This is a genomic window from Mesobacillus maritimus (assembly GCF_044803185.1).
GTDB classification, from domain to species: domain Bacteria; phylum Bacillota; class Bacilli; order Bacillales; family Cytobacillaceae; genus Mesobacillus_B; species Mesobacillus_B maritimus_B.
On record NZ_CP085225.1, the window covers coordinates 607,005 to 628,799 of the forward strand.

Below are 21,795 nucleotides of genomic sequence, written 5' to 3' on the forward strand. Positions count from 1 at the left end.
GTAAATTATTTTTGTCCCCTGCATATGATAGAGTAATCACAGTTAAAGTTTGGTTTTTTACACCCGAGTTATTGTATGACAATTAAGGCAGATATGTGATTAAAAAAGAACAGGAGGGGTTCGAAAATGACCGAAGAAAACAACGGCCAGTTTGTAATTTCCCAGGAAGATTGGTCCCTCCACCGCAAAGGCTATGACGATCAGCAACGCCATCAGGAAAAAGTTCAGGAGGCAATTAAGAATAATCTTCCTGATCTTATTACTGAGGAGAGCATCGTGATGTCGAACGGCAGGGAGGTAGTCAAGATTCCAATCCGTTCTCTGGATGAGTATAAGATACGCTACAATTATGATAAAAATAAACATGTGGGCCAGGGAACTGGGGACAGCAAGGTCGGAGATGTCGTGGCTCGTGATGGATCAGGGCAGCCAGCTCCAGGGAAAGGTCAAGGAGCCGGGGACCAGGCTGGAGAAGACTACTATGAAGCAGAAGTATCCATTATGGAACTAGAAGCAGCGTTATTTAAACAATTGGAGCTGCCTAATCTGCAGCGTAAACAAAATCAAGAGGATGTCATTGAAGACATTGAGTTTAATGACATTCGGAAGACAGGGTTAATGGGGAATATTGATAAAAAACGTACGATGATGTCTGCGTATAAGCGGAATGCAATGAAAGGAAAGCCATCTTTTCACCCCATTTATAAGGAAGATTTGAAATTTAAAACATGGAACGAGGTCATTAAACCTGATTCAAAAGCGGTAGTATTAGCCATGATGGATACAAGTGGCAGTATGGGGCTATGGGAAAAGTATATGGCTCGAAGCTTCTTTTTCTGGATGACGAGGTTTTTACGCTCAAAATATGAAACAGTTGAAATTGAATTTATTGCTCATCACACCGAAGCCAAGGTAGTTTCAGAGGAGGACTTTTTCTCAAAAGGAGAAAGTGGCGGAACGATTTGTTCATCTGCCTACCGAAAATCCCTTGAGTTAATTGATACAAAATATGATCCTCAAAAATTTAATATCTATCCGTTTCACTTTTCTGACGGAGATAATTTGACATCAGATAATGCACGATGTGTGAAGTTGGTTGAAGAACTAATGAAAGTATCCAATATGTTTGGATACGGTGAAGTGAATCAGTACAACCGCCACTCGACGTTAATGTCCGCTTATAAAAACATCAATGATGAGAAATTCCGCCATTTTATCCTCAAGCAAAAAGCCGATGTATTCCATGCGATGAAGAGCTTTTTCAGGAAAGAACAAGAAGATAAAATGTATGCGTAACTTAAAAAACGACAGGCTAAAGAGCTTGTCGTTTTTATCTTTCACTTTATCTTCATAGGTAATCAGTGGGTTCTACTTGGTTTTCCCAAACTCAGTGTCTGTTATTTCCACGTTGGAAAGTTTCCGTATTTGATCATCTCCTCCCAACCACCGGCGAGCGTTGTCTACCATCATCAGGTTGATTTGTTCCTCTGTGACACCAGCGTTCCTTAATTCCGGAATAATTTCTTCCAGAACAAAACTCATCGTCCATTTCGGAAACATGAGTCCGGGAACTTCTTCAGGATACCAATCAATCGTACAGCAATGGTCTTGTGATAAAAACATACGGTCAGCGTACCCTTTTTTCGCTAGTTCAATGACAGTTGTATTTCGATTCTCAGTCGAAACTTCTCTAGTTAAGCCGTAGCGGTCCATTCCAATAAAAGCCCCATACTCGAGTACTCTCAGGATATATTCCATGTTATCTGTATCACCAGTATGCCCAATCAAGATTCTGCTAGGGTCGACACCTTCCTCTGTGAGGATGTTAAGTTGGTTTAAGCCGGTTCCAGTTCCTGGGTGAGAATGAGTCATAATCGGGACGCCTGTTTTCTTGTGAGCACGTGCGACGGCACGAATGACCTTTTCAACATCAGGGGTGATACCTTGTGAGTCAGTGGCACATTTTAAGAAACCAGCCTTAATAGAGGTATTTTGAATGCCAACTTCGATATCTCGAACAAATAATTCAGCCATATAATCAATATCACGATTTTGGAAATGTGGTGGGATGTAATGATAAGAGTAGATTCCTGTTGCGGCAATGATTTGGACTCCCGTTTCGCGGGATACCCGCTCAATAAAGCGGATGTCACGTCCTAGTTCCATAACAGTCGGATCACAGATCGTCTTGACACCAAGCTTTTTAACAGAGTTCACTTGCTCTACTGCTTTAGCAAGCTCTTTCTCTTCATCATACAAATGAGGGAATTGAACAAATACAGACTCAGAGCGAACACGCATATGCTCGTGAATTAGTGTCAAACCTAGTTCAGAAGAATGTACTGGTCCTGTTACAGATTGAATGATGGTCATGAAAAAAGCCCCTTTCAATTTGAGGTTTTGGAATTTTAGTAGGTTAAGACATAAATGTAAAGCTAAAATCTCCTGTTCATTCTCTCTGAGAAGGTTATATCTCACTTCTTAATGATGATTTAACCTTTCACTTTCTGTTCTTCCTGCTCTTGAAGTTTTCTCCAAAGAATTTTTCCGCTTCCTGACATTGGAAGTGCGTCAAGAAATTGAATAATCTTTGGCACCTTATAAGCGGCCATATGCTCTTTTGACCAAGCAATAATTTCGTCCTCGGTTGTTCCTCGTCCACTATCATTAAGGACGATAAATGCTTTAACAGTCTCCCCACGTCTAGGGTCAGGCGCGCCAATTACACATGCGCTCTGAACAGAGGGATGTTTATATAAGGTCATTTCTACCTCGGCTGGCCATACTTTAAACCCAGAGGCATTGATCATTCGTTTAACCCGATCAACTAAGAAGAAATAGCCTTCCTCGTCATAACGAGCAATGTCGCCAGTTCTAAAAAATTCCTTACCTTCAAAAGTGACAAAAGCATTTTTAGTCTCCTCAGGTCGATTCCAGTATCCCTTGAATACCTGCTCTCCGGTAACAATAATTTCGCCTTCTTCATGTGGTCCTAGTTCTTTTAGTGTAACGGGGTCAACAACTCTAGCGTCTACATCAAACTGGGGCATCCCTAGGCACTGTAACTTCGGGCGATGGAGAGGGTTTTGGTGTATTTGCGACATGGTTTCTGTCAATCCATAACCTTCTACATAACGAAGTCCTGTCAGTTCATAGAGTTTTTCGCCAACTGCCTCAGGAAGAGGGGCTCCGCCGCCGCCAATCATTTTAAGTGATTCAACTGCATCCTTTTTTAGATTAGGGTTCGCTAAGAAATCCACTACCATGGTCGAAATATTCGTCCATCTTGTAATGCGGTATTTTTCGATTAATTTTAAGGCAACATTCCGGTCCCAGCGTGTCATCACAACCATTGTTGCACCCAAGTAAATCGGTCCATTCATGTTATGTTGCATCCCGGTAACATGGAAAAGAGGCAGTGTGGAGAGACCAATATCAGCTGGTGAGGAATGTGCCCATACAATTCCTCCTAAAAGGGTCGCCTGTAAGGTTTTATGTGTATGAATACATCCTTTTGGTTTTCCGGTTGTTCCAGAGGTATACGGTAAGCAACATAAATCATTACTTTCGGCCTGGCTTGGTCCTGCAGGCTTGGTAGCAAATAGAGCCTTATTCCAATCAATAATGGTACTGGAGGCAAAGGTTTGTTTAGCAGCAGCGACAACAGGAGGAACCTCGAAATCTATTTCTTTTTGGGCATAGTCCGAATAGGCAGCTACAATTAGATGCTGAAGAGGGGTGATCCCAATACATGGTTCAATTTCAGGAACCAACTCTTGCCCAGCGATTGCCACTTTTGCATCACAATCTTCTAAATAAAAGGCAACTTCCTCTTTTACATTCATTGGATTAATTGGGACAACTACTGCATCTACACGTAAAATCGCATAAAAGGCAATAATAAACTGAGGTGAATTTTGCATATAAAGCACAACACGATCGCCTTTGGAAACACCAAGCTCATGCTGTAAGTATCCAGCAAGTTTATTTACTTCTGTATAAAGTTGTTTATAGGTGATTTCAGTCCCGTAAAAGACAATCGCTGTCTTATTCGGATACCGTTTCACTGTTGTTTCTAGGTTGTCATAAATCGTTGTTTCGGGTATAGGTAAAGATTTTGATAAACGCTTTGGCCAAAATTCAAAATGCCGTGTAAACATTTAATCACCACCACCATTAAAAATTACAAATCCTTGCACAAAACGTGAAATCGCTTTCAATTGAACACATTACAATGATAACAGAATATTCAAACGAATTAAAATGTATTTTTTGAGTCTATAGCAATTTTCAATTACTCCAGACTCCTATTTCATTTTAGAGGAGATTTCTAGTGTAGAAGATGGTATGAATATTAGGCTAGGAATCTACTATCTTATATTATATGGTAATAATAGGTATCTATAACTAGGAGGAGGGTTTCATATGTACCATGCACTAGTAAATGGGGTGAATCTCCACTATGATCGATTAGGAAGTGGTGAACCACTTATACTCATTCATGGTTTGGGAGAGCGGAAAGAAGGATGGAAGTTTCAACACACGTTTGCCGAGCATTTCGATTTAATTATTCCTGATTTACGAGGTTTTGGTAAAAGCAAATGCCCAGAAGGAAAAGAAATTACTATTAACGCCTTTGCAAGAGATGTAGTTGCATTATTAGATCATTTAGGGATAAAAGAAGCACATATTTGTGGATTATCAATGGGGGGAATTATTTCACAAGAAATCTATAAAATCCGTCCGAAAATAGTAAAGTCTTTTATCCTTGCTAGTTCTGTATCTTATGTTCCCAAGTGGCTTAAAAGGGTAATGATTTTATTAAACGACAAGCGATATAAAAATATGACCCTTGAACAATATAAACCCAAAGCGACTTTAAGTTGTTTGCATAATCATAGTGAAGAAATGGTTCAAAAAGTCATGCCACTCTGGTCGGAACATCTAGATGGTTTTTATCCTGCTTGGAAGGCCTGTCTTAAAATTGATTATCGAGAAACATTAAAAGAGATTTCCGTTCCAACGTTGGTGATAGCCTGTCAAAAAGATAAGATTTTACCGACTTATTGTCAAAAACAAATGCATAAATTAATCCCCAACTCGAGGATTTACATGATAAAAAGAGCAGGACATGTAGGCAAGGTTGAAAAAGTTGAAGAATTCAATCGTATAGCAATGGATTTTTTATTAGAGGTAAAATCAGCTAAACTTGCCGGGTGAACGTCAAAAGGGAGGGAAGATAAGAAATGATCAAACAAAAACGACAGGTAATGTTCTAACGGGTTCTGTTTTGAAGTACAAAATATGAATTAACATTGCTTTTCGAATCGTAATTCGCACTAGAATTAAAAAGCAATTTGGCAAGTAAATCAGCAAAGAAAAATGCTTGGAGACAAATTAAATGCTCCAAGCATTTTTTATCCCAAATAAGCACCGGTTCATCGATTTCCAAATCTTCAAGAATTGCCAGGCGATAAGCTATTAAAATAAGGGGAGAAATTCCTCTTATTTTGGAAATAGCACGAAAAATAGATGAAATAGAGGGAAAGATTCCCGCTATTTACTCGAAAAACATGAAAAGGGACCATTTTACTTTGCCTTAACGGGAAAAACTCCCCTTATATCCCCCGAACCGAGCCCTATTCTGCAGGTTAACGGGAAAAACTCCCCTTATTTAAACAATCAGTGGTTACTCAATTAAGGATAAGAAAGAATATTTGCTTCATGTATCTGCCTCTCAGACATCAACACCCACCCTCTGCTAGTTAATATCATTTGTGACACACCAATTGGTCTAACAATTAGCATGCGAATTTTCATGCCGACAAAAACTTATGACACCATGTTAAAAGGGGTTCGAAATTCAAGGCGGATTTACCGTTTATTTTATTAAACCCCATATATATCAACAAAAAAGAAGCAGTCTAATTCAGTTGCGAATAGGACTGCTAATTGGTATGCTAATTTAGTTTTTGTATTCGAAATCCGAACCCTTTAGTAATGTTCCTGTCGTTTTTGTTTAGGATGCCATATATAATTATTTTTTCTTAAATTTACTTCCATTACTATTTGCACGAAGCTTTCCCATCAGGTCTTCAACCTTGTGTTTCTCGGAATAAGTCTTTTGTGAGTTTAATTTTATTGAGGAAATCTTATCATTTTCGATTGTAAGGTCAAAATACGAATTTTCAGTGCTTCCTTCAGGTAATTGCTCCTTAGGAACAATGAATTCCTTATTAATCTCATCAACTAATATCACTGCAAATTTATTCTCTTCAATTCGATCAAGATAACCCTTCATCATTTAGCCTCCAATACAAGCAAGTTTTTGATTCTTAATATCTTGTACCCTTGCTGGACCTATCCCATTGATTCTTGATAAATCATCAATAGTTTGAAATGGTCTTAACTTGATTAATTCTTCAGCACGTGCCGGCCCGATATGAATAATTTCTTGAAGCTGCTCGGGGGAGGCAGAGTTTACATCGATACAACTGTTGTTTGAAATTTCTGGTGTTTTACTTGATTCTGGGGCGACGCTAGAGCCATCGGTAGTATCTAATTTGTTGTTTGAAATGGGAGAAATTGTGCCGTCTTTCTTTGTTAGTACTTTATAGTCTTTTCCATCTGTTGAAACAATAATGGTTCCATGAACATTAGTCCCATAAAGATTAATATTGGAACTCTTGATGCGATTCACCACTTCTTCATGAGGATGCCCGTAGCTATTGTCTACCCCAGCGCTATATATAGCCACAGACGGACTCACCTCACTTAGGAAGGTTGGATGTGTCGAGGTAGACGAGCCATGATGTCCGAGCTGAAGGATATCTGCATCCATATCTAAACCACTTTGAAGCATCTTTAACTCATCGCTTGTACTAGCATCTCCCGTAAAGATAAACCGAACTTCCCCATACGTTACTTTCAAGGAAATCGATTCATCATTATCATTTTCAGATATGGTTCTAGGGTATAACACATCAATTTGTAGTGGGCCAATTTCAAATTCGTCGCCCATCCTGGGTTCATAATAATTGATATCATAAGTATCGATGGCACTTATTAACCTTTGGAAGGTTTGAGAATTGCTTGTGTTTCCAGATAACCAGACTTCTTCAACAGCAAATGAGCTTAGTATTTTGTCTAGTTGTCCGATATGGTCAGCGTCTGGGTGTGTACCAATCGCTATATCAATTTGTGATATGCTCTGTGAAGTAAGGTAATTTACAACATCATTCCTGTTCCAGTTACCGGCATCAATAAGAATCGAAAAATCTTCACCATCATTGGAGAACTGGACCAGTGTTGAATCAGCCTGTCCTACATCAATATAGTGTACTTTAAGCTCGGGGAGGTTATCTGTCACTTTTTCCTCATTATTTGTAGTTGAGTCACGACGAAGATCTTCATTTTGCTTGGCTGGATCATTATTATTGTTTAGGTCACTTGATTCTTCATGTTTAACTGAATCCGTATTTCTGTCTACAAGCTCCTGCGAGCACCCACTGATTACAGACATGAATATAATAGTAAAAAGAATCAAGAGGTTGCGTTTGTTCATCTAATACCCCTTTCTAAACTAATATTAACATTTGTAATAGTGTAATAGTAATAAGAGAGATCTTTATAAGAGGGATATATTGAGGAATAGCATTAATTTAACGTTGCTCTTTAATGAATGAAGTGATATATTAACTTAGCTGCTTAGTTAAAAATGATGTAAAACAGTCATTGACTTTGCAGTTGAGATGATTTATTATATAGAAGTTGCCTAAGAAACAGCCCATTTCTTTTTTGGAAAGATGATAAAAAAGAAGTTGACTTTACTCTTATGAACATGCTATTATATAAAAGTTGCTTCTCATGAAACAGAGAGGCCGAGATTGTTCTTTGAAAACTAAACAAACAAGCGTCAACAAACAATATTTATCATGTCTTCTATTATAGAAGTTCATGAGCCAACGTTTTATTTTATGAGCTAATCACTCTACATTTTATTGGAGAGTTTGATCCTGGCTCAGGACGAACGCTGGCGGCGTGCCTAATACATGCAAGTCGAGCGAACTTTTAAAAGCTTGCTTTTAAAAGTTAGCGGCGGACGGGTGAGTAACACGTGGGCAACCTGCCTGTAAGACTGGGATAACTCCGGGAAACCGGGGCTAATACCGGATAATTCATTTCCTCTCATGAGGGAGTGCTGAAAGACGGTTTCGGCTGTCACTTACAGATGGGCCCGCGGCGCATTAGCTAGTTGGTGAGGTAACGGCTCACCAAGGCCACGATGCGTAGCCGACCTGAGAGGGTGATCGGCCACACTGGGACTGAGACACGGCCCAGACTCCTACGGGAGGCAGCAGTAGGGAATCTTCCGCAATGGACGAAAGTCTGACGGAGCAACGCCGCGTGAGTGATGAAGGCCTTCGGGTCGTAAAGCTCTGTTGTTAGGGAAGAACAAGTATCGGAGTAACTGCCGGTACCTTGACGGTACCTAACCAGAAAGCCACGGCTAACTACGTGCCAGCAGCCGCGGTAATACGTAGGTGGCAAGCGTTGTCCGGAATTATTGGGCGTAAAGCGCGCGCAGGCGGTCCTTTAAGTCTGATGTGAAAGCCCACGGCTCAACCGTGGAGGGTCATTGGAAACTGGGGGACTTGAGTGCAGAAGAGGAGAGTGGAATTCCACGTGTAGCGGTGAAATGCGTAGAGATGTGGAGGAACACCAGTGGCGAAGGCGACTCTCTGGTCTGTAACTGACGCTGAGGCGCGAAAGCGTGGGGAGCGAACAGGATTAGATACCCTGGTAGTCCACGCCGTAAACGATGAGTGCTAAGTGTTAGAGGGTTTCCGCCCTTTAGTGCTGCAGCAAACGCATTAAGCACTCCGCCTGGGGAGTACGGCCGCAAGGCTGAAACTCAAAGGAATTGACGGGGGCCCGCACAAGCGGTGGAGCATGTGGTTTAATTCGAAGCAACGCGAAGAACCTTACCAGGTCTTGACATCCTCTGACAACTCTGGAGACAGAGCGTTCCCCTTCGGGGGACAGAGTGACAGGTGGTGCATGGTTGTCGTCAGCTCGTGTCGTGAGATGTTGGGTTAAGTCCCGCAACGAGCGCAACCCTTGTCCTTAGTTGCCAGCATTCAGTTGGGCACTCTAAGGAGACTGCCGGTGACAAACCGGAGGAAGGTGGGGATGACGTCAAATCATCATGCCCCTTATGACCTGGGCTACACACGTGCTACAATGGATAGAACAAAGGGCAGCGAAGCCGCGAGGTCAAGCAAATCCCATAAATCTATTCTCAGTTCGGATTGCAGGCTGCAACTCGCCTGCATGAAGCCGGAATCGCTAGTAATCGCGGATCAGCATGCCGCGGTGAATACGTTCCCGGGCCTTGTACACACCGCCCGTCACACCACGAGAGTTTGTAACACCCGAAGTCGGTGGGGTAACCTTTTAGGGGCCAGCCGCCTAAGGTGGGACAGATGATTGGGGTGAAGTCGTAACAAGGTAGCCGTATCGGAAGGTGCGGCTGGATCACCTCCTTTCTAAGGATAATGCCGTAAGGGCATTCGGAATGCGAATCTTTCGATTCGTAATGTTTGACTGCTTGTTTGTTTAGTTTTGAGAGTGCAATTCTCTCAAAGCTTTTTAATTTGTTCCTTGAAAACTAGATAATCGTAAGTAAGAAGGCAAAAGTAAAACACACATTTGTATCGCTTTTTTAATTTTTCTCTCTTTTAATAAAAAGAGAAACCAAAGACATGATTGTCTTATAGAGACGAATAAATTCGTCCATAGGTTAAGTTAGAAAGGGCGCACGGTGGATGCCTTGGCACTAGGAGCCGATGAAGGACGGGACTAACACCGATATGCTTCGGGGAGCTGTAAGTAAGCTTTGATCCGGAGATTTCCGAATGGGGAAACCCACTGTTCGTAATGGAACAGTATCTTTACCTGAATACATAGGGTATTGAAGGCAGACCCGGGGAACTGAAACATCTAAGTACCCGGAGGAAGAGAAAGCAAATGCGATTCCCTGAGTAGCGGCGAGCGAAACGGGATTAGCCCAAACCAGAAGGCTTGCCTTCTGGGGTTGTAGGACACTCAACATGGAGTTACAAAGGAACGGGGTAAATGAAGTGGTCTGGAAAGGCCCGTCAGAGAAGGTAAAAACCCTGTAGTTGAAACTTCGTTCCCTCCTGAGTGGATCCTGAGTACGGCGGGACACGTGAAATCCCGTCGGAAGCTGGGAGGACCATCTCCCAAGGCTAAATACTCCCTAGTGACCGATAGTGAACCAGTACCGTGAGGGAAAGGTGAAAAGCACCCCGGAAGGGGAGTGAAAGAGATCCTGAAACCGTGTGCCTACAAGTAGTCAGAGCTCATTAATGAGTGATGGCGTGCCTTTTGTAGAATGAACCGGCGAGTTACGATTACATGCAAGGTTAAGTCGAGAAGACGGAGCCGCAGCGAAAGCGAGTCTGAATAGGGCGAATAAGTATGTGGTTGTAGACCCGAAACCAGGTGATCTACCCATGTCCAGGGTGAAGGTAGGGTAACACCTACTGGAGGCCCGAACCCACGCACGTTGAAAAGTGCGGGGATGAGGTGTGGGTAGCGGAGAAATTCCAATCGAACCTGGAGATAGCTGGTTCTCTCCGAAATAGCTTTAGGGCTAGCCTCACGAAGTGAGAGTCTTGGAGGTAGAGCACTGTTTGGACTAGGGGCCCTCATCGGGTTACCGAATTCAGACAAACTCCGAATGCCAATGACTTATCCGTGGGAGTCAGACTGCGAGTGATAAGATCCGTAGTCAAGAGGGAAACAGCCCAGACCACCAGCTAAGGTCCCAAAGTATACGTTAAGTGGAAAAGGATGTGGAGTTGCTTAGACAACCAGGATGTTGGCTTAGAAGCAGCCACCATTTAAAGAGTGCGTAATAGCTCACTGGTCGAGTGACTCTGCGCCGAAAATGTACCGGGGCTAAACGTATCACCGAAGCTGTGGGTGGACATCTTACGATGTCCGCGGTAGGAGAGCGTTCTAAGGGCGTTGAAGCTAGACCGTAAGGACTGGTGGAGCGCTTAGAAGTGAGAATGCCGGTATGAGTAGCGAAAGATGGGTGAGAATCCCATCCACCGTATGCCTAAGGTTTCCTGAGGAAGGCTCGTCCTCTCAGGGTTAGTCGGGACCTAAGCCGAGGCCGAAAGGCGTAGGCGATGGACAACAGGTTGATATTCCTGTACCACCTCTTTATCGTTTGAGCAATGGGGGGACGCAGGAGGATAGGGTAAGCGCACTGCTGGATATGTGCGTCTAAGCAGTTAGGCTGGTAACGAGGCAAATCCCGTTACCGCGAAGGCTGAGCTGTGATAGCGAGGGAAATATAGTACCGAAGTTCCTGATTCCACACTGCCAAGAAAAGCCTCTAGCGAGATAAAAGGTGCCCGTACCGCAAACCGACACAGGTAGGCGAGGAGAGAATCCTAAGGTGAGCGAGAGAACTCTCGTTAAGGAACTCGGCAAAATGACCCCGTAACTTCGGGAGAAGGGGTGCTTTTTAGGGTGTTAAAGCCTTGAAAAGCCGCAGTGAATAGGCCCAGGCGACTGTTTAGCAAAAACACAGGTCTCTGCGAAGCCGCAAGGCGAAGTATAGGGGCTGACGCCTGCCCGGTGCTGGAAGGTTAAGAGGAGAGGTTAGCTCACGCGAAGCTTTGAATCGAAGCCCCAGTAAACGGCGGCCGTAACTATAACGGTCCTAAGGTAGCGAAATTCCTTGTCGGGTAAGTTCCGACCCGCACGAAAGGCGTAACGATCTGGGCACTGTCTCAACGAGAGACTCGGTGAAATTATAGTACCTGTGAAGATGCAGGTTACCCGCGACAGGACGGAAAGACCCCGTGGAGCTTTACTGCAGCCTGATATTGAATTTTGGTACAGCTTGTACAGGATAGGTAGGAGCCTTGGAAGCCGGAGCGCCAGCTTCGGTGGAGGCGTCGGTGGGATACTACCCTGGCTGTATTGAAATTCTAACCCGCACCCCTGATCGGGGTGGGAGACAGTGTCAGGTGGGCAGTTTGACTGGGGCGGTCGCCTCCTAAAATGTAACGGAGGCGCCCAAAGGTTCCCTCAGAATGGTTGGAAATCATTCGCAGAGTGTAAAGGCACAAGGGAGCTTGACTGCGAGACCTACAAGTCGAGCAGGGACGAAAGTCGGGCTTAGTGATCCGGTGGTTCCGCATGGAAGGGCCATCGCTCAACGGATAAAAGCTACCCCGGGGATAACAGGCTTATCTCCCCCAAGAGTCCACATCGACGGGGAGGTTTGGCACCTCGATGTCGGCTCATCGCATCCTGGGGCTGTAGTCGGTCCCAAGGGTTGGGCTGTTCGCCCATTAAAGCGGTACGCGAGCTGGGTTCAGAACGTCGTGAGACAGTTCGGTCCCTATCCGTCGTGGGCGCAGGAAATTTGAGAGGAGCTGTCCTTAGTACGAGAGGACCGGGATGGACGCACCGCTGGTGTACCAGTTGTCTTGCCAAAGGCATCGCTGGGTAGCTATGTGCGGACGGGATAAGTGCTGAAAGCATCTAAGCATGAAGCCCCCCTCAAGATGAGATTTCCCATAGCGTCAAGCTAGTAAGATCCCTGAAAGATGATCAGGTTGATAGGTCAGAGGTGGAAGCGCGGTGACGTGTGGAGCTGACTGATACTAATCGATCGAGGACTTAACCAATTATTGATACAAATCGTGTTACTTTTACTTCTTACACATTATCTAGTTTTGAGGGAACAAAGATTTTGCGTCAGCAAAATATCTACCCTTTAATTAAATAGTCTGGTGGCGATAGCGAGAAGGTCACACCCGTTCCCATGCCGAACACGGAAGTTAAGCTTCTCAGCGCCGATGGTAGTTGGGGGTTTCCCCCTGTGAGAGTAGGACGTTGCCAGGCAAAATGACAGAACAGCTGATAAAAGGCTGTTCTTTTTTGTTCTTTATCCGAATAAGGTCATTTTTATTTAATTTTGTATAAGTTTAAGTGCACTGTGGAGACAAAACAGCAAAAAATACTAATACTTTGGCTGCTGTTTTATTCCCTGTAGGGGAGAATAAAGTTAGTAAATATTCCCCGTAGTGGGAATATATTAGTGTGAAATTGCCCTTAAAACACTTTTTATTCCCCCTAGCGGGAATAAATAACTTCAACAGTAACAATTATGGCGGGTATGTTCCACCTAGAGGGAATATATCTCTACTTAACCGTTACTTCACCCGTCCATTGATCCATACCACCGCTTAAATTATAAATATTTGTATATCCATTTTCGGCAAGGAGCGTACTAGCCTTTTCAGAAGTTTTACCGGCCACGCATACAATTAGATAGGCTTCATTTTTATGTAATTCAGACTGTCTTGCTTCTAGTTCGTCAAATGGTAAATGCTTTGCATTTGGAATATGTGTCTTAGAATAGGCCTCAATACTCCGAACATCTATAATGGACACTTCTCCATTAGCAATCAATTCCTGTGCCTCCTCAGAGTTAACGTTTTCGTATTCTATACCATTTGTGGTCGTTTCCTCTTCGGACGTTACGGGTATAAAATCTTCACTTGTAGCGCTCTTTTCTTGTGTTTCATCTCCGCTTGTACATCCACTCAATAGAATAAAAGCAATAAAATATATCGTCAATCTTTTCATTTCTCAATAACCTCCTTTTTATCAGTTTAGCAGAGTAAATTGTCAAAAAATGTAGAGATTATGTGTCGAAAAGCTCTCAAAGCTTAAAACTGTCAATTTTTAAGGAAGTGTTAATCGTAGAGTTAAAGATAATTAGATAGTATTTAGAATATTGAATGGGCGGAAGAATCCACAAAAAAACCGGTAAGGAAGTCTTACCGGTTTTTCAACCTATATGCAACTGTTTCCCATTCATAACAAATGAACTAACGGCTAACAAAGAAAGGAAGGTTCTCAATTCCCATTAATCGAGCATAGGTAAACAATTGCCCTTTATGATGGATTTCATGATCTTTTGCGGTCTCAAGCATAGCCATCCCTGGCATCTTCATTCCACTAAATTCAACAAGTTGGTTTAACTGTTCTTCTGTGATGGATTCTAAAATGCCTTTTGTCAGGTCGGTTTCAGATTGTACCAATTGTTTGAGTTCTTCAATCGTTTCTGGTGTCTTCGGTGCTGTTGGTGGTACAAACTCACCTTGTTTGACTGTGTTGGCAAACATGCCTGTTGAGGTAGAAATATGCAATACAAGCTCAGAGAACGTCATTGCCCCATCCCAAGGCTTGTATTGTAGATTATCACTGTCGATAGTATTGATTAATTCAAGTAGTGCTTTTCGGTGGCTCATCCAACCAGAAATATAATTTTTCATCATAAGATTTCCCCTTTCTATATTGATTACATTAGTGGACCTGCCTTTGATTATATATCAACAACCGAGTTAATCAAATTTTTTGGCTTACTCATGGGGAGAATATAAGCTCCTTCGCATTCGTTATAAACAATTTTGATACCAATGCTAAGGTTTTGTTTTTATTGTAAACAAGATAGAAATATCGTTCTTCATCAAAGTCTTTTATCGTATGTTTTTTAATCAGTTGATTTGAACTATATTCATTTGCAGCAATTTCTGAGATAATCGCAATCCCAATTCCCTGCTTCACAAATTGTATTAAGCTCTGTCCTGAGTCGGTATAGGCAATAATATTTAACTGTTCCTTTGGAATATTATTTTTCTTTAGGATTCTTTCTAGAAGAGCATTGGTTCCCGAGTCTGAATTTCTCATTATAAAAGGAAAGTTTACTAGGTCTTGGATGGTAACTGGACTTGAAATATTTATGTCATTTGCAGTAATAAGAACAAGGTGTTCCTTTAGCAAAGGGGTATATTGAAGTCTTTCATCTTCATATTTTTCACCAAGAATTCCAAGATCTACACTCCCGTTTAGGACCTTTTCTGCTGTGACTTTCGATGAGGCCTCCTGTATATGGAAGGTGACTGAAGGATAGTCTTTTCTAAACTGCTTTATCATTTGAGGAACTAAGAATTGTCCTGGAACAGAACTAGCCGCCATTCGGATTACACCCCTAAGTTCTGTCAATCCATCGCTCAAGTCTAGCAGGGCTTGGTCCTTCATCAAGAGTAATTGCTGTGCCCAATGATAAAGTCTCTCTCCATGTGGGGTTAACACACTTTCTCGTCCCACTCGGTCAAAGAGTTTAACACTTAAACTCTTCTCCAATGCACCAATATGTGAGCTTACAGTGGATTGGCTAAGAAAAACCTCCTCGGCTGCCTTGGAAAAGCTTTTATTTTCAACTACTTTAGTAAAAATATATAACTGGTGTAAATCCACTTGTTGACCTCCATAGAATAAAGCGATATATAATGATTGGGTTTTTAGATTGTATTTACTATAGGATACCACTAACTAGGGTCAAAAATGATAGAAATAAAAAGTTCATGAGTGTCAAAATGGTGAAACCAATACATGGTACTTGTCTATTCACTGCGATAAAATAGTGGGAGAAGAAATTAAAAGGAAGCAGGGATGCCAAATGTGTTTAATTCTCTTTGCTTTTGACGCACATCCAGTTTACAAGCTGATTGTTGCAGCTAATCGTGATGAGTCCTATGCTCGGCCAACAGCGGGCGTCGATTTTTGGGAGGATGCACCGCATGTACTTGCTGGTCGAGATATGGAAAAAATGGGTACATGGATGGGGGTTACAACATCAGGGCGATTTGCAGCTCTCACCAACTATCGAGACCCTTTGGAAGTCACAGAAGGAAAGCGCTCTCGAGGAGAGTTGGTTTCAGAATTTCTTAAAGGAAATGAACCTCCTAAAAGCTATGTTGAAAAAGTGTCTACTCATGATAGAATCTATCCTGGTTATAATCTATTAACTGGAAGTGCAGAGGAGCTATTTTACTACTCAAACAAAGGGAAACAAATAGTAACAGTACAACCTGGGGTTTATGGTCTAAGTAATCATCTATTAGACAGCGATTGGCCAAAAGTTAACAAAGGGAAAGCAGGACTGGAAAAAGTAATAAATGGTCATGTGGATGTAACCAAGGGAAAGTCTGAGTTGGTTGAAAATCTTTTTGCGTTATTAAAGAATTCAGATCCTGCACCAGATGGTTTGCTACCAAATACAGGAGTCGGATTACATTTGGAACGGATACTTTCACCACTTTTTATAAAAAGTGAAGGGTATGGAACTAGAAGTTCGACCGTATGTTTATTAGGTGAACAGGAAGTTTATTATGCAGAAAAAGTTTATTCAGTTGAAAAGACTCGTGATAGGGAATACACAATTCCATTAAAATAAGAGGAAGAAGACAACTTGTATTCCAATAGAGTTGTCTTCTTCCTTAGGATTCTTTAGCTTGTCGCCAAAGCATATTCATGGCTAAGGTTTTTAAATATTTGCTTCACTGACAGAATTTCTTTAATTTCACTCACCCGTGCACCGGCAAAGACAAGTCCGTTATCGACATCCCCATTCATGGAGGTGAGCAACGAATCGAGAGTACAAAAACGGTAGGAGCAGTTTTTTAAGCAATCCTGACACTTAGTGATTCTTAGTTTGTCAGAGGTTAATAGTAAGTCGGTAAAACGGTTGGAAATAGCTCGCCCACTTAAACCTACTGTGGTCTTGATTAATTTTAAATCCTCTTCATTTGCGTCAACATATTTCTGTTTAAATGTGAGGGGGGCGTCACATTCTTCACTTGCTACAAATCTAGTCCCCATTTGAACTCCTGCTGCTCCCATTCCAATTGCTTTTGCAATATCCGCACCAGTTAAAATACCTCCAGCAGCGATCACAGGAATTTTAACTGTTTCCACCACTTCAGGCAAGATGTCGAATAATGGCCGGTCTGTTCCCAGATGTCCACCTGCTTCAAATCCCTCAACAACAACTGCTGCTGCCCCAAGGCGCTCAGAAATTCTCGCTAGTTTTGCAGAAGAGACGATCGAAAGGACTGGAATCCCAGCCTGTTTCCCCCATGCATACATATCCCTTGAAATTCCTGCACCTGAGATAATAAAATCAACTTTTTCTTCGAGGGCTGCTTTCATTTTTTCAGCGAAGTCATTCATTGCGAACAATACATTAACACCAATGTAACCAGAACCTTTGATAAGTTTTTTAGCTTGTCTAATTTGATTTCGCAATTCTGAAACAGAAATTCCTGTTCCAGAAATAATGCCGATTCCTCCTGCATTCGCAACAGCCGAAGCAAGCTTACTAAGTGAAATTCCGACTCCCATACCACCCTGTATAATTGGATAGTCTGTTATCATATGGCCAATTTTTAATTGTGGAAAATTCAATTATCTCACCCATTTCTTATGTTTATAGTGTAAATATTCTTTTGAAGTTTATCATGAAATTTTAAAAATAGATGTGATTTTTAGCACTAGGTGCTAAAGGCAAGTTATATAAATAGGTGCAAATAAAAAAGCGAGGGGGGCTTCCTCCTCGCTTTGTACATCAAAAATCAAAATTATCCGTGTCTAATAGACTAATCAATATTTTCTCATATTATACAAAAGGTACCAAGAGGAAAGAATAACTTTAGAGAGAAAGTATAAAAATTCATAAACATTTTGGAATTAGTGTAAATACGCATAGCTTTTATGTGACTTTATCATATAGAATGGGGATACCTGAAGAAATTTGGTTAGTTAAGTTTATAATATTATTATTGTGATAAATGAGTATAAGCTTTTAATGTTAAAATAGGAGGCACTATGATACACAAACACGAAATTGCCTGGGTGACAGACAGTACAGCATCATTACCGGAAGAATTTATTAAAAATAACCATGTATACGTGGTCCCATTGAGCATTAGCTTTGGGGATGAATCATATCTTGAAGGTGTGGACATAACTGCAGAGGATTTTTATCAAAAGCTAGCATCTTCTAAGGTACTTCCCAAGACATCCCAACCGGCGATTGGTGAATTTGTTGAGCTATATAAGGAGTTAAAAGAAAAGTACAAGCATGCGATTGCCATCCACGCTTCAAGCTCGCTCACAGGAACGTACCAAGCCTCGGTGGCAGCTTCTAGTATAGTTGAATATCAAGTTGATGTTATTGATTCTAAGATTGGTTCATACCCACTGGGAAAAATGATCTATGATGGCGTAGAAATGCAAAAACAGGGTAAGTCTTACTCTGAGATAGTTGCTTACCTTAGAACCCTTCCGGATAAGGCCAGACTTATTATGGCTCCAGGAAGCTTAGAACAGCTTCATAAAGGTGGCCGACTCTCTACTACACAAGTATTTATCGGTAGCCTAATTAAGCTTAAGTTAATCGTGCAGTTTGATGATGGAAAGGTAGTTCTATTTGATAAAATTAGAACGGAAAAGAAAGTTAAGGAGAGACTCTTTAAAATTTTTGAAGAAGCTTCCCATCTAGTAGAGGAAGCAAGTATCATCCATGCCAATATTCAAGAAACCGCTGAAGAATGGCGTGCAGAATTACAAAAGAAGTACCCAGCAATTCGCTTCACTACGACAATGTTCAGCCCGGTTCCAGGTACCCATACCGGACAAGGAACAATTGGATTTGCTTGGATAAATAAATAATTGAAAATCCCGCCAATTCTGTTGGCGGGATTTTTGTGTGTGATATGCAATTAGTCATGTAGCTGTTAAAGAAAGATGAAATAGCCGATAAACATAACTCCCAATATATAAATAATCGGATGGACTTCTTTCCATTTACCGGAGGAAACCATACTAATGGGATACAAAATAAAGGCCATAGCGATGCCTGTTGCGATGCTATAGGTAAGAGGCATCATAATAATGGTAATAAATGCCGAGAGGACCACAGTAAGGTTGCTCCAATTTATTTTTCTCATCTCGCTTGCCATTAAGGCTCCAACAATAATCAATGCCGGAGCTGTTACTTCTGGTGTGACAATCGATAGCAGTGGGGCGAAAAACAATGCGATGGCAAAACAACCAGCAATGATTACCGATGTAAATCCAGTGCGTCCGCCAACAGAAATTCCAGCTGAGGATTCGACCACACAGGCTGTTGTGGATGTTCCCATCACACTTCCTGCTACAGCGGCAGTTGCATCTGCCAAGAGTGCACGGCCCGAATTAGGTATCTCATTGTTTTTCATTAGACCTGCCTGACTAGCGATGGCAATCAGTGCACCAGCTGTATCAAAAAAGGCTACAAAAAGGAAGGTGAAAATAACGGCCAATATTTCTAAGGAAAAGATATCACCAATATGTGTAAAAACTACTCCGAATGTTGGAGCTAAACTAGGAATCTCGCCAATTATCGACTCTGGTCTAGCAATCTGGCCAAAGAGAATTCCGACAATTGTAGTGATAACCATAGAATAGAAGATTCCACCAGAAACTCCGCGGACCATCAAGATGACTGCTAGGACGAAACCAAAAAGCGCTAAGAGGGTACCTGGTGATGTTAAATTGCCAATTGTCACAAAGGTAGCGTCACTTTGTATAACGATTCCAGCATTTTTCAATCCAATGAATGCAACGAAGAAACCGATCCCCGAGGCAATCGCATATTTTAAATCTTGAGGAATAACATTAATAATTTTCTCTCTTATTTTTAAGAGACTAAGGATCATAAATAAGATCCCTGCAATAAAAACACCTGTAAGGGCAATTTCCCATTTCACACCCATTCCAATACATACACTGAAAGTGAAAAAGGAATTCAAGCCCATGCTTGGTGCAATACCAACGGGGAAGTTCGCTAGTAAACCAATGAGCAAAGAACCAATAATCGCAGACAGAGCAGTAGCTGTAAAGACAGCTCCTTTATCCATCCCAGCTTGGCTAAGAATCATCGGATTCACAACCAAGATATATGCAATTGATAGAAACGTAGTAATACCGGCCACTGTTTCTGTTCGATAACTTGTATTGCGTTGTTCAAACTTAAAAAAGTTTTTCATGGAGACCTCCTGGTATTGTTTAGTAAAGGATGTTTTCGCAAAGATTGATGTTAAAATCTTAAAGCCGATTTTAACGCAAGATAAGCTATTTTGTACGTTATAGTAAATTTGTAAGCTCTTTTCTCATTATTAAAAAGCTGTTTTAAGAGAAACATAGGTTAATCCATCCTATTTTGTATCCAAAAGAAACAAAGTTTGAGAAAAGAGCCTTAGTAAAACAAAAAAGCCCTGGAGCAAAATGCATCCAGAGCATACAAAGGAAAAAGGTCCACAAAGTTATTAAGAGCCATTTTCCCTTGTAGACATGCATTTTACGGAAGCATGGTAGAGACGTTCAAGCCATATTCTTGAACATATACAAGGTGTTGTTTATTTTCTTGTTATTTTAGAATAATAATAGAGATAATAACAGCTATCAGGGTAAAGGTCAATTTTTTTATGTTGTGTGAATTTTTCGTATAAGTAAAAACGCTGTTCATGGAACAGCGTTTTAATTTATACAGCGTCAAGCAGTTCTAATATCGCAGGAACAGCAGCGTGGAGGGAAGGGGCTTTTCGATCAGCAGCTGATTCTTCTTCCCCAATAAAAACAGTTTTGCAGCCTGCCTTTTTTCCTGCTTCAATGTCTCGCTCATGATCGCCGACCATAACACTTTTATCAAGGTCTATATCATGGAGTTGGGCGAGCTCAAGCAGTAACCCAGGATTTGGTTTCCGACACTGACAACCGGCTTTCGGTTTATGTGGGCAATAGCTCACCTCTTTTATAATCCCACCTTGTTCTTTGATGACCTCTATTAAATGGTCATGAATTTTCCTCAGGTTCTTTTCTTTTAAAAACCCAAGTCCTACACCACCTTGATTGGTGACAACAAATATGTCATAACCAGTCTTACTTAATTCAGCAACTGCTTCTGCAGCTCCTTCCAATAAATAAAGGTCGTTTGGGTGATTCACAAATTTGACTCTACTAGACAATACCTCATTTAAAACCCCGTCTCGGTCTAGAAAGATGGCTTTCTTCATTCATCGCCCTCCGTATTTCTTTATTGATTCCCCTGGTAAACTAAGTTGTTGAGTTTCGCTCCAGGCACTCACCTTCCGCAGGCGTGCCCGGTCTTTAATAGAGCATAATTAAAGGTAAGGCTGAAAATTGTCACGTTTGGTAGTTACTCTATTGTTTCAATTCTCTCTGCTTTCTGGTGCCTTGAAACATATTTATTCCCCGTAATCCAAAAGCGCCAAGGATATTCAACTGCTTCTCCTGAGTTATCAATACCAATTCTTTTGCCAATGGAAATGCTCTTTGGCTTGTAACCTGCAGCTATATAAAGCGGAGATGATGTTAGGAGATGGCCGTAATCTTCCATGGTAATGTGCATCGCTTTTGTAAACTTACCTGGGCCATTCGTTAAGTTCACACTCTGTTGTGAATGTCTTCTTAACTGCATGAGTTCGATACCTGCAGAGGGGTGAATGGCCCTGATTAGAACAGCCTCGGGTTTCCCCTCGCCACCACTAACAACATTGAAAAGACAATGTGTGTGCATTTGATAGGTATATGCTAGCCCTGAACGGTGGTACATAACTTCAGTTCTAGCTGTCCTACGAAGATTAAAACTATGTGCTGCTCGATCATCGGGCCCTTTATAAGCCTCTGTTTCAACAATGTAGCCAGCCGTTATTCCTTCTTTTGTCCATTTAACCAATTGGCAACCAAGAAGCGATTTTGCTAGTGATATGGTAGGTTGTTCGAAAAAGTCTAGCTCTAAGGGTGAGAACTCTGTGTTGATGTTTTCCATAG

At 41.6% G+C, this 21,795-nt stretch carries 15 protein-coding genes, 3 rRNA genes and 1 riboswitch; of the genes, 7 read left to right on the top strand and 11 right to left on the bottom strand.

The features are described from left to right. Positions 1-126: 126 nt before the first annotated feature. Positions 127-1,296, top strand: a complete 1,170-nt coding sequence (gene yhbH, locus LG336_RS02985) for a sporulation protein YhbH (protein WP_404331074.1) — start codon at positions 127-129, stop codon at positions 1,294-1,296. 72 nt (positions 1,297-1,368) lie between these two features. On the opposite strand, the gene LG336_RS02990 is transcribed toward yhbH, so the two are convergent. Together LG336_RS02990 and LG336_RS02995 are read right to left on the bottom strand one after the other, a co-directional pair. Further along, the gene (locus LG336_RS02990) at positions 1,369-2,373 is read right to left on the bottom strand and encodes a phosphotriesterase (RefSeq protein WP_404331075.1); all 1,005 of its coding nucleotides are present in this window, start codon (positions 2,371-2,373) and stop codon (positions 1,369-1,371) included. A gap of 119 nt (positions 2,374-2,492) precedes the next feature. After that, positions 2,493-4,160 (bottom strand): long-chain fatty acid--CoA ligase, encoded by a 1,668-nt coding sequence (locus LG336_RS02995; protein WP_404331076.1) that lies wholly within the window; start codon positions 4,158-4,160, stop codon positions 2,493-2,495. Positions 4,161-4,425: 265 nt separating this feature from the next. Here LG336_RS02995 and LG336_RS03000 point away from each other — a divergent pair, with 265 nt between their 5' ends. Next, a complete protein-coding gene (locus tag LG336_RS03000) occupies positions 4,426-5,220 on the top strand; it encodes an alpha/beta fold hydrolase (RefSeq protein WP_404331077.1) in 795 nt (264 codons plus the stop codon). An 817-nt stretch (positions 5,221-6,037) separates the two neighbouring features. Here LG336_RS03000 and LG336_RS03005 read toward each other — a convergent pair. Continuing rightward, entirely contained in the window at positions 6,038-6,304 is a 267-nt protein-coding gene (locus LG336_RS03005; protein WP_404331078.1) for a DUF3006 domain-containing protein, read from the bottom strand. Then, on the bottom strand, positions 6,305-7,564 hold the full coding sequence (locus LG336_RS03010; RefSeq protein WP_404331079.1) for an MBL fold metallo-hydrolase: 1,260 nt from the start codon (positions 7,562-7,564) through the stop codon (positions 6,305-6,307). It lies immediately after the preceding gene. Between the two features lie 433 nt (positions 7,565-7,997). On the opposite strand from LG336_RS03010, the gene LG336_RS03015 reads away from it, so the two are divergent. The 3 genes from LG336_RS03015 to rrf all read left to right on the top strand — a co-directional run bounded on the left by LG336_RS03015 (position 7,998) and on the right by rrf (position 12,954). Continuing rightward, positions 7,998-9,548 (top strand): 16S ribosomal RNA (locus LG336_RS03015). Between the two features lie 252 nt (positions 9,549-9,800). After that, positions 9,801-12,737 (top strand): 23S ribosomal RNA (locus LG336_RS03020). A gap of 101 nt (positions 12,738-12,838) precedes the next feature. Continuing rightward, a 5S ribosomal RNA gene (gene rrf, locus LG336_RS03025) occupies positions 12,839-12,954 on the top strand. Together the 16S, 23S and 5S rRNA genes form the textbook arrangement of a ribosomal RNA operon. A gap of 300 nt (positions 12,955-13,254) precedes the next feature. Here rrf and LG336_RS03030 read toward each other — a convergent pair. The 3 genes from LG336_RS03030 to LG336_RS03040 form a co-directional block, all read right to left on the bottom strand. Beyond that, complete coding sequence (locus LG336_RS03030) at positions 13,255-13,701, bottom strand: rhodanese-like domain-containing protein (protein WP_404331080.1); 447 nt, start codon at positions 13,699-13,701, stop codon at positions 13,255-13,257. 245 nt (positions 13,702-13,946) lie between these two features. Next, positions 13,947-14,396: a DinB family protein gene (locus LG336_RS03035; protein WP_404331081.1), complete on the bottom strand. Its 450-nt coding sequence runs from the start codon at positions 14,394-14,396 to the stop codon at positions 13,947-13,949. Positions 14,397-14,484: 88 nt separating this feature from the next. Further along, entirely contained in the window at positions 14,485-15,378 is an 894-nt protein-coding gene (locus tag LG336_RS03040; RefSeq protein ID WP_404331082.1) for a selenium metabolism-associated LysR family transcriptional regulator, read from the bottom strand. Between the two features lie 202 nt (positions 15,379-15,580). On the opposite strand from LG336_RS03040, the gene LG336_RS03045 reads away from it, so the two are divergent. Continuing rightward, positions 15,581-16,357 (top strand): NRDE family protein, encoded by a 777-nt coding sequence (locus LG336_RS03045; RefSeq protein WP_404331083.1) that lies wholly within the window; start codon positions 15,581-15,583, stop codon positions 16,355-16,357. Positions 16,358-16,410: 53 nt separating this feature from the next. Here LG336_RS03045 and LG336_RS03050 read toward each other — a convergent pair whose 3' ends face one another. Next, the gene (locus LG336_RS03050) at positions 16,411-17,337 is read right to left on the bottom strand and encodes an NAD(P)H-dependent flavin oxidoreductase (protein ID WP_404333084.1); all 927 of its coding nucleotides are present in this window, start codon (positions 17,335-17,337) and stop codon (positions 16,411-16,413) included. A 450-nt stretch (positions 17,338-17,787) separates the two neighbouring features. Between LG336_RS03050 and LG336_RS03055 the strand changes: the two genes are divergently transcribed. Next, positions 17,788-18,633: a DegV family protein gene (locus tag LG336_RS03055; protein WP_404331084.1), complete on the top strand. Its 846-nt coding sequence runs from the start codon at positions 17,788-17,790 to the stop codon at positions 18,631-18,633. Positions 18,634-18,698: 65 nt separating this feature from the next. On the opposite strand, the gene LG336_RS03060 is transcribed toward LG336_RS03055, so the two are convergent. From LG336_RS03060 to LG336_RS03070, 3 genes are all read right to left on the bottom strand, one after another. After that, complete coding sequence (locus LG336_RS03060) at positions 18,699-19,991, bottom strand: NCS2 family permease (protein ID WP_404331085.1); 1,293 nt, start codon at positions 19,989-19,991, stop codon at positions 18,699-18,701. A 279-nt stretch (positions 19,992-20,270) separates the two neighbouring features. Further along, a riboswitch (purine riboswitch) is annotated at positions 20,271-20,372 on the bottom strand. Positions 20,373-20,486: 114 nt separating this feature from the next. Beyond that, entirely contained in the window at positions 20,487-21,017 is a 531-nt protein-coding gene (locus LG336_RS03065; protein WP_404331086.1) for a D-glycero-alpha-D-manno-heptose-1,7-bisphosphate 7-phosphatase, read from the bottom strand. A 143-nt stretch (positions 21,018-21,160) separates the two neighbouring features. Then, entirely contained in the window at positions 21,161-21,784 is a 624-nt protein-coding gene (locus tag LG336_RS03070) for a DNA-3-methyladenine glycosylase (protein WP_404333085.1), read from the bottom strand. Positions 21,785-21,795 lie beyond the last annotated feature (11 nt).

Bases quoted from the DNA above. Each gene is read 5' to 3' on its own strand.
- LG336_RS03030 (WP_404331080.1), bottom strand. From the start codon at position 13,701: ATGAAAAGATTGACGATATATTTTATTGCTTTTATTCTATTGAGTGGA.
- LG336_RS02995 (WP_404331076.1), bottom strand. From the start codon at position 4,160: ATGTTTACACGGCATTTTGAATTTTGGCCAAAGCGTTTATCAAAATCT.
- LG336_RS03035 (WP_404331081.1), bottom strand. From the start codon at position 14,396: ATGATGAAAAATTATATTTCTGGTTGGATGAGCCACCGAAAAGCACTA.
- yhbH (WP_404331074.1), top strand. From the start codon at position 127: ATGACCGAAGAAAACAACGGCCAGTTTGTAATTTCCCAGGAAGATTGG.
- LG336_RS03000 (WP_404331077.1), top strand. From the start codon at position 4,426: ATGTACCATGCACTAGTAAATGGGGTGAATCTCCACTATGATCGATTA.
- LG336_RS03060 (WP_404331085.1), bottom strand. From the start codon at position 19,991: ATGAAAAACTTTTTTAAGTTTGAACAACGCAATACAAGTTATCGAACA.
- LG336_RS03045 (WP_404331083.1), top strand. From the start codon at position 15,581: ATGTGTTTAATTCTCTTTGCTTTTGACGCACATCCAGTTTACAAGCTG.
- LG336_RS03065 (WP_404331086.1), bottom strand. From the start codon at position 21,017: ATGAAGAAAGCCATCTTTCTAGACCGAGACGGGGTTTTAAATGAGGTA.
- LG336_RS02990 (WP_404331075.1), bottom strand. From the start codon at position 2,373: ATGACCATCATTCAATCTGTAACAGGACCAGTACATTCTTCTGAACTA.
- LG336_RS03055 (WP_404331084.1), top strand. From the start codon at position 17,788: ATGATACACAAACACGAAATTGCCTGGGTGACAGACAGTACAGCATCA.
- LG336_RS03010 (WP_404331079.1), bottom strand. From the start codon at position 7,564: ATGAACAAACGCAACCTCTTGATTCTTTTTACTATTATATTCATGTCT.
- LG336_RS03005 (WP_404331078.1), bottom strand. From the start codon at position 6,304: ATGATGAAGGGTTATCTTGATCGAATTGAAGAGAATAAATTTGCAGTG.
- LG336_RS03050 (WP_404333084.1), bottom strand. From the start codon at position 17,337: ATGATAACAGACTATCCAATTATACAGGGTGGTATGGGAGTCGGAATT.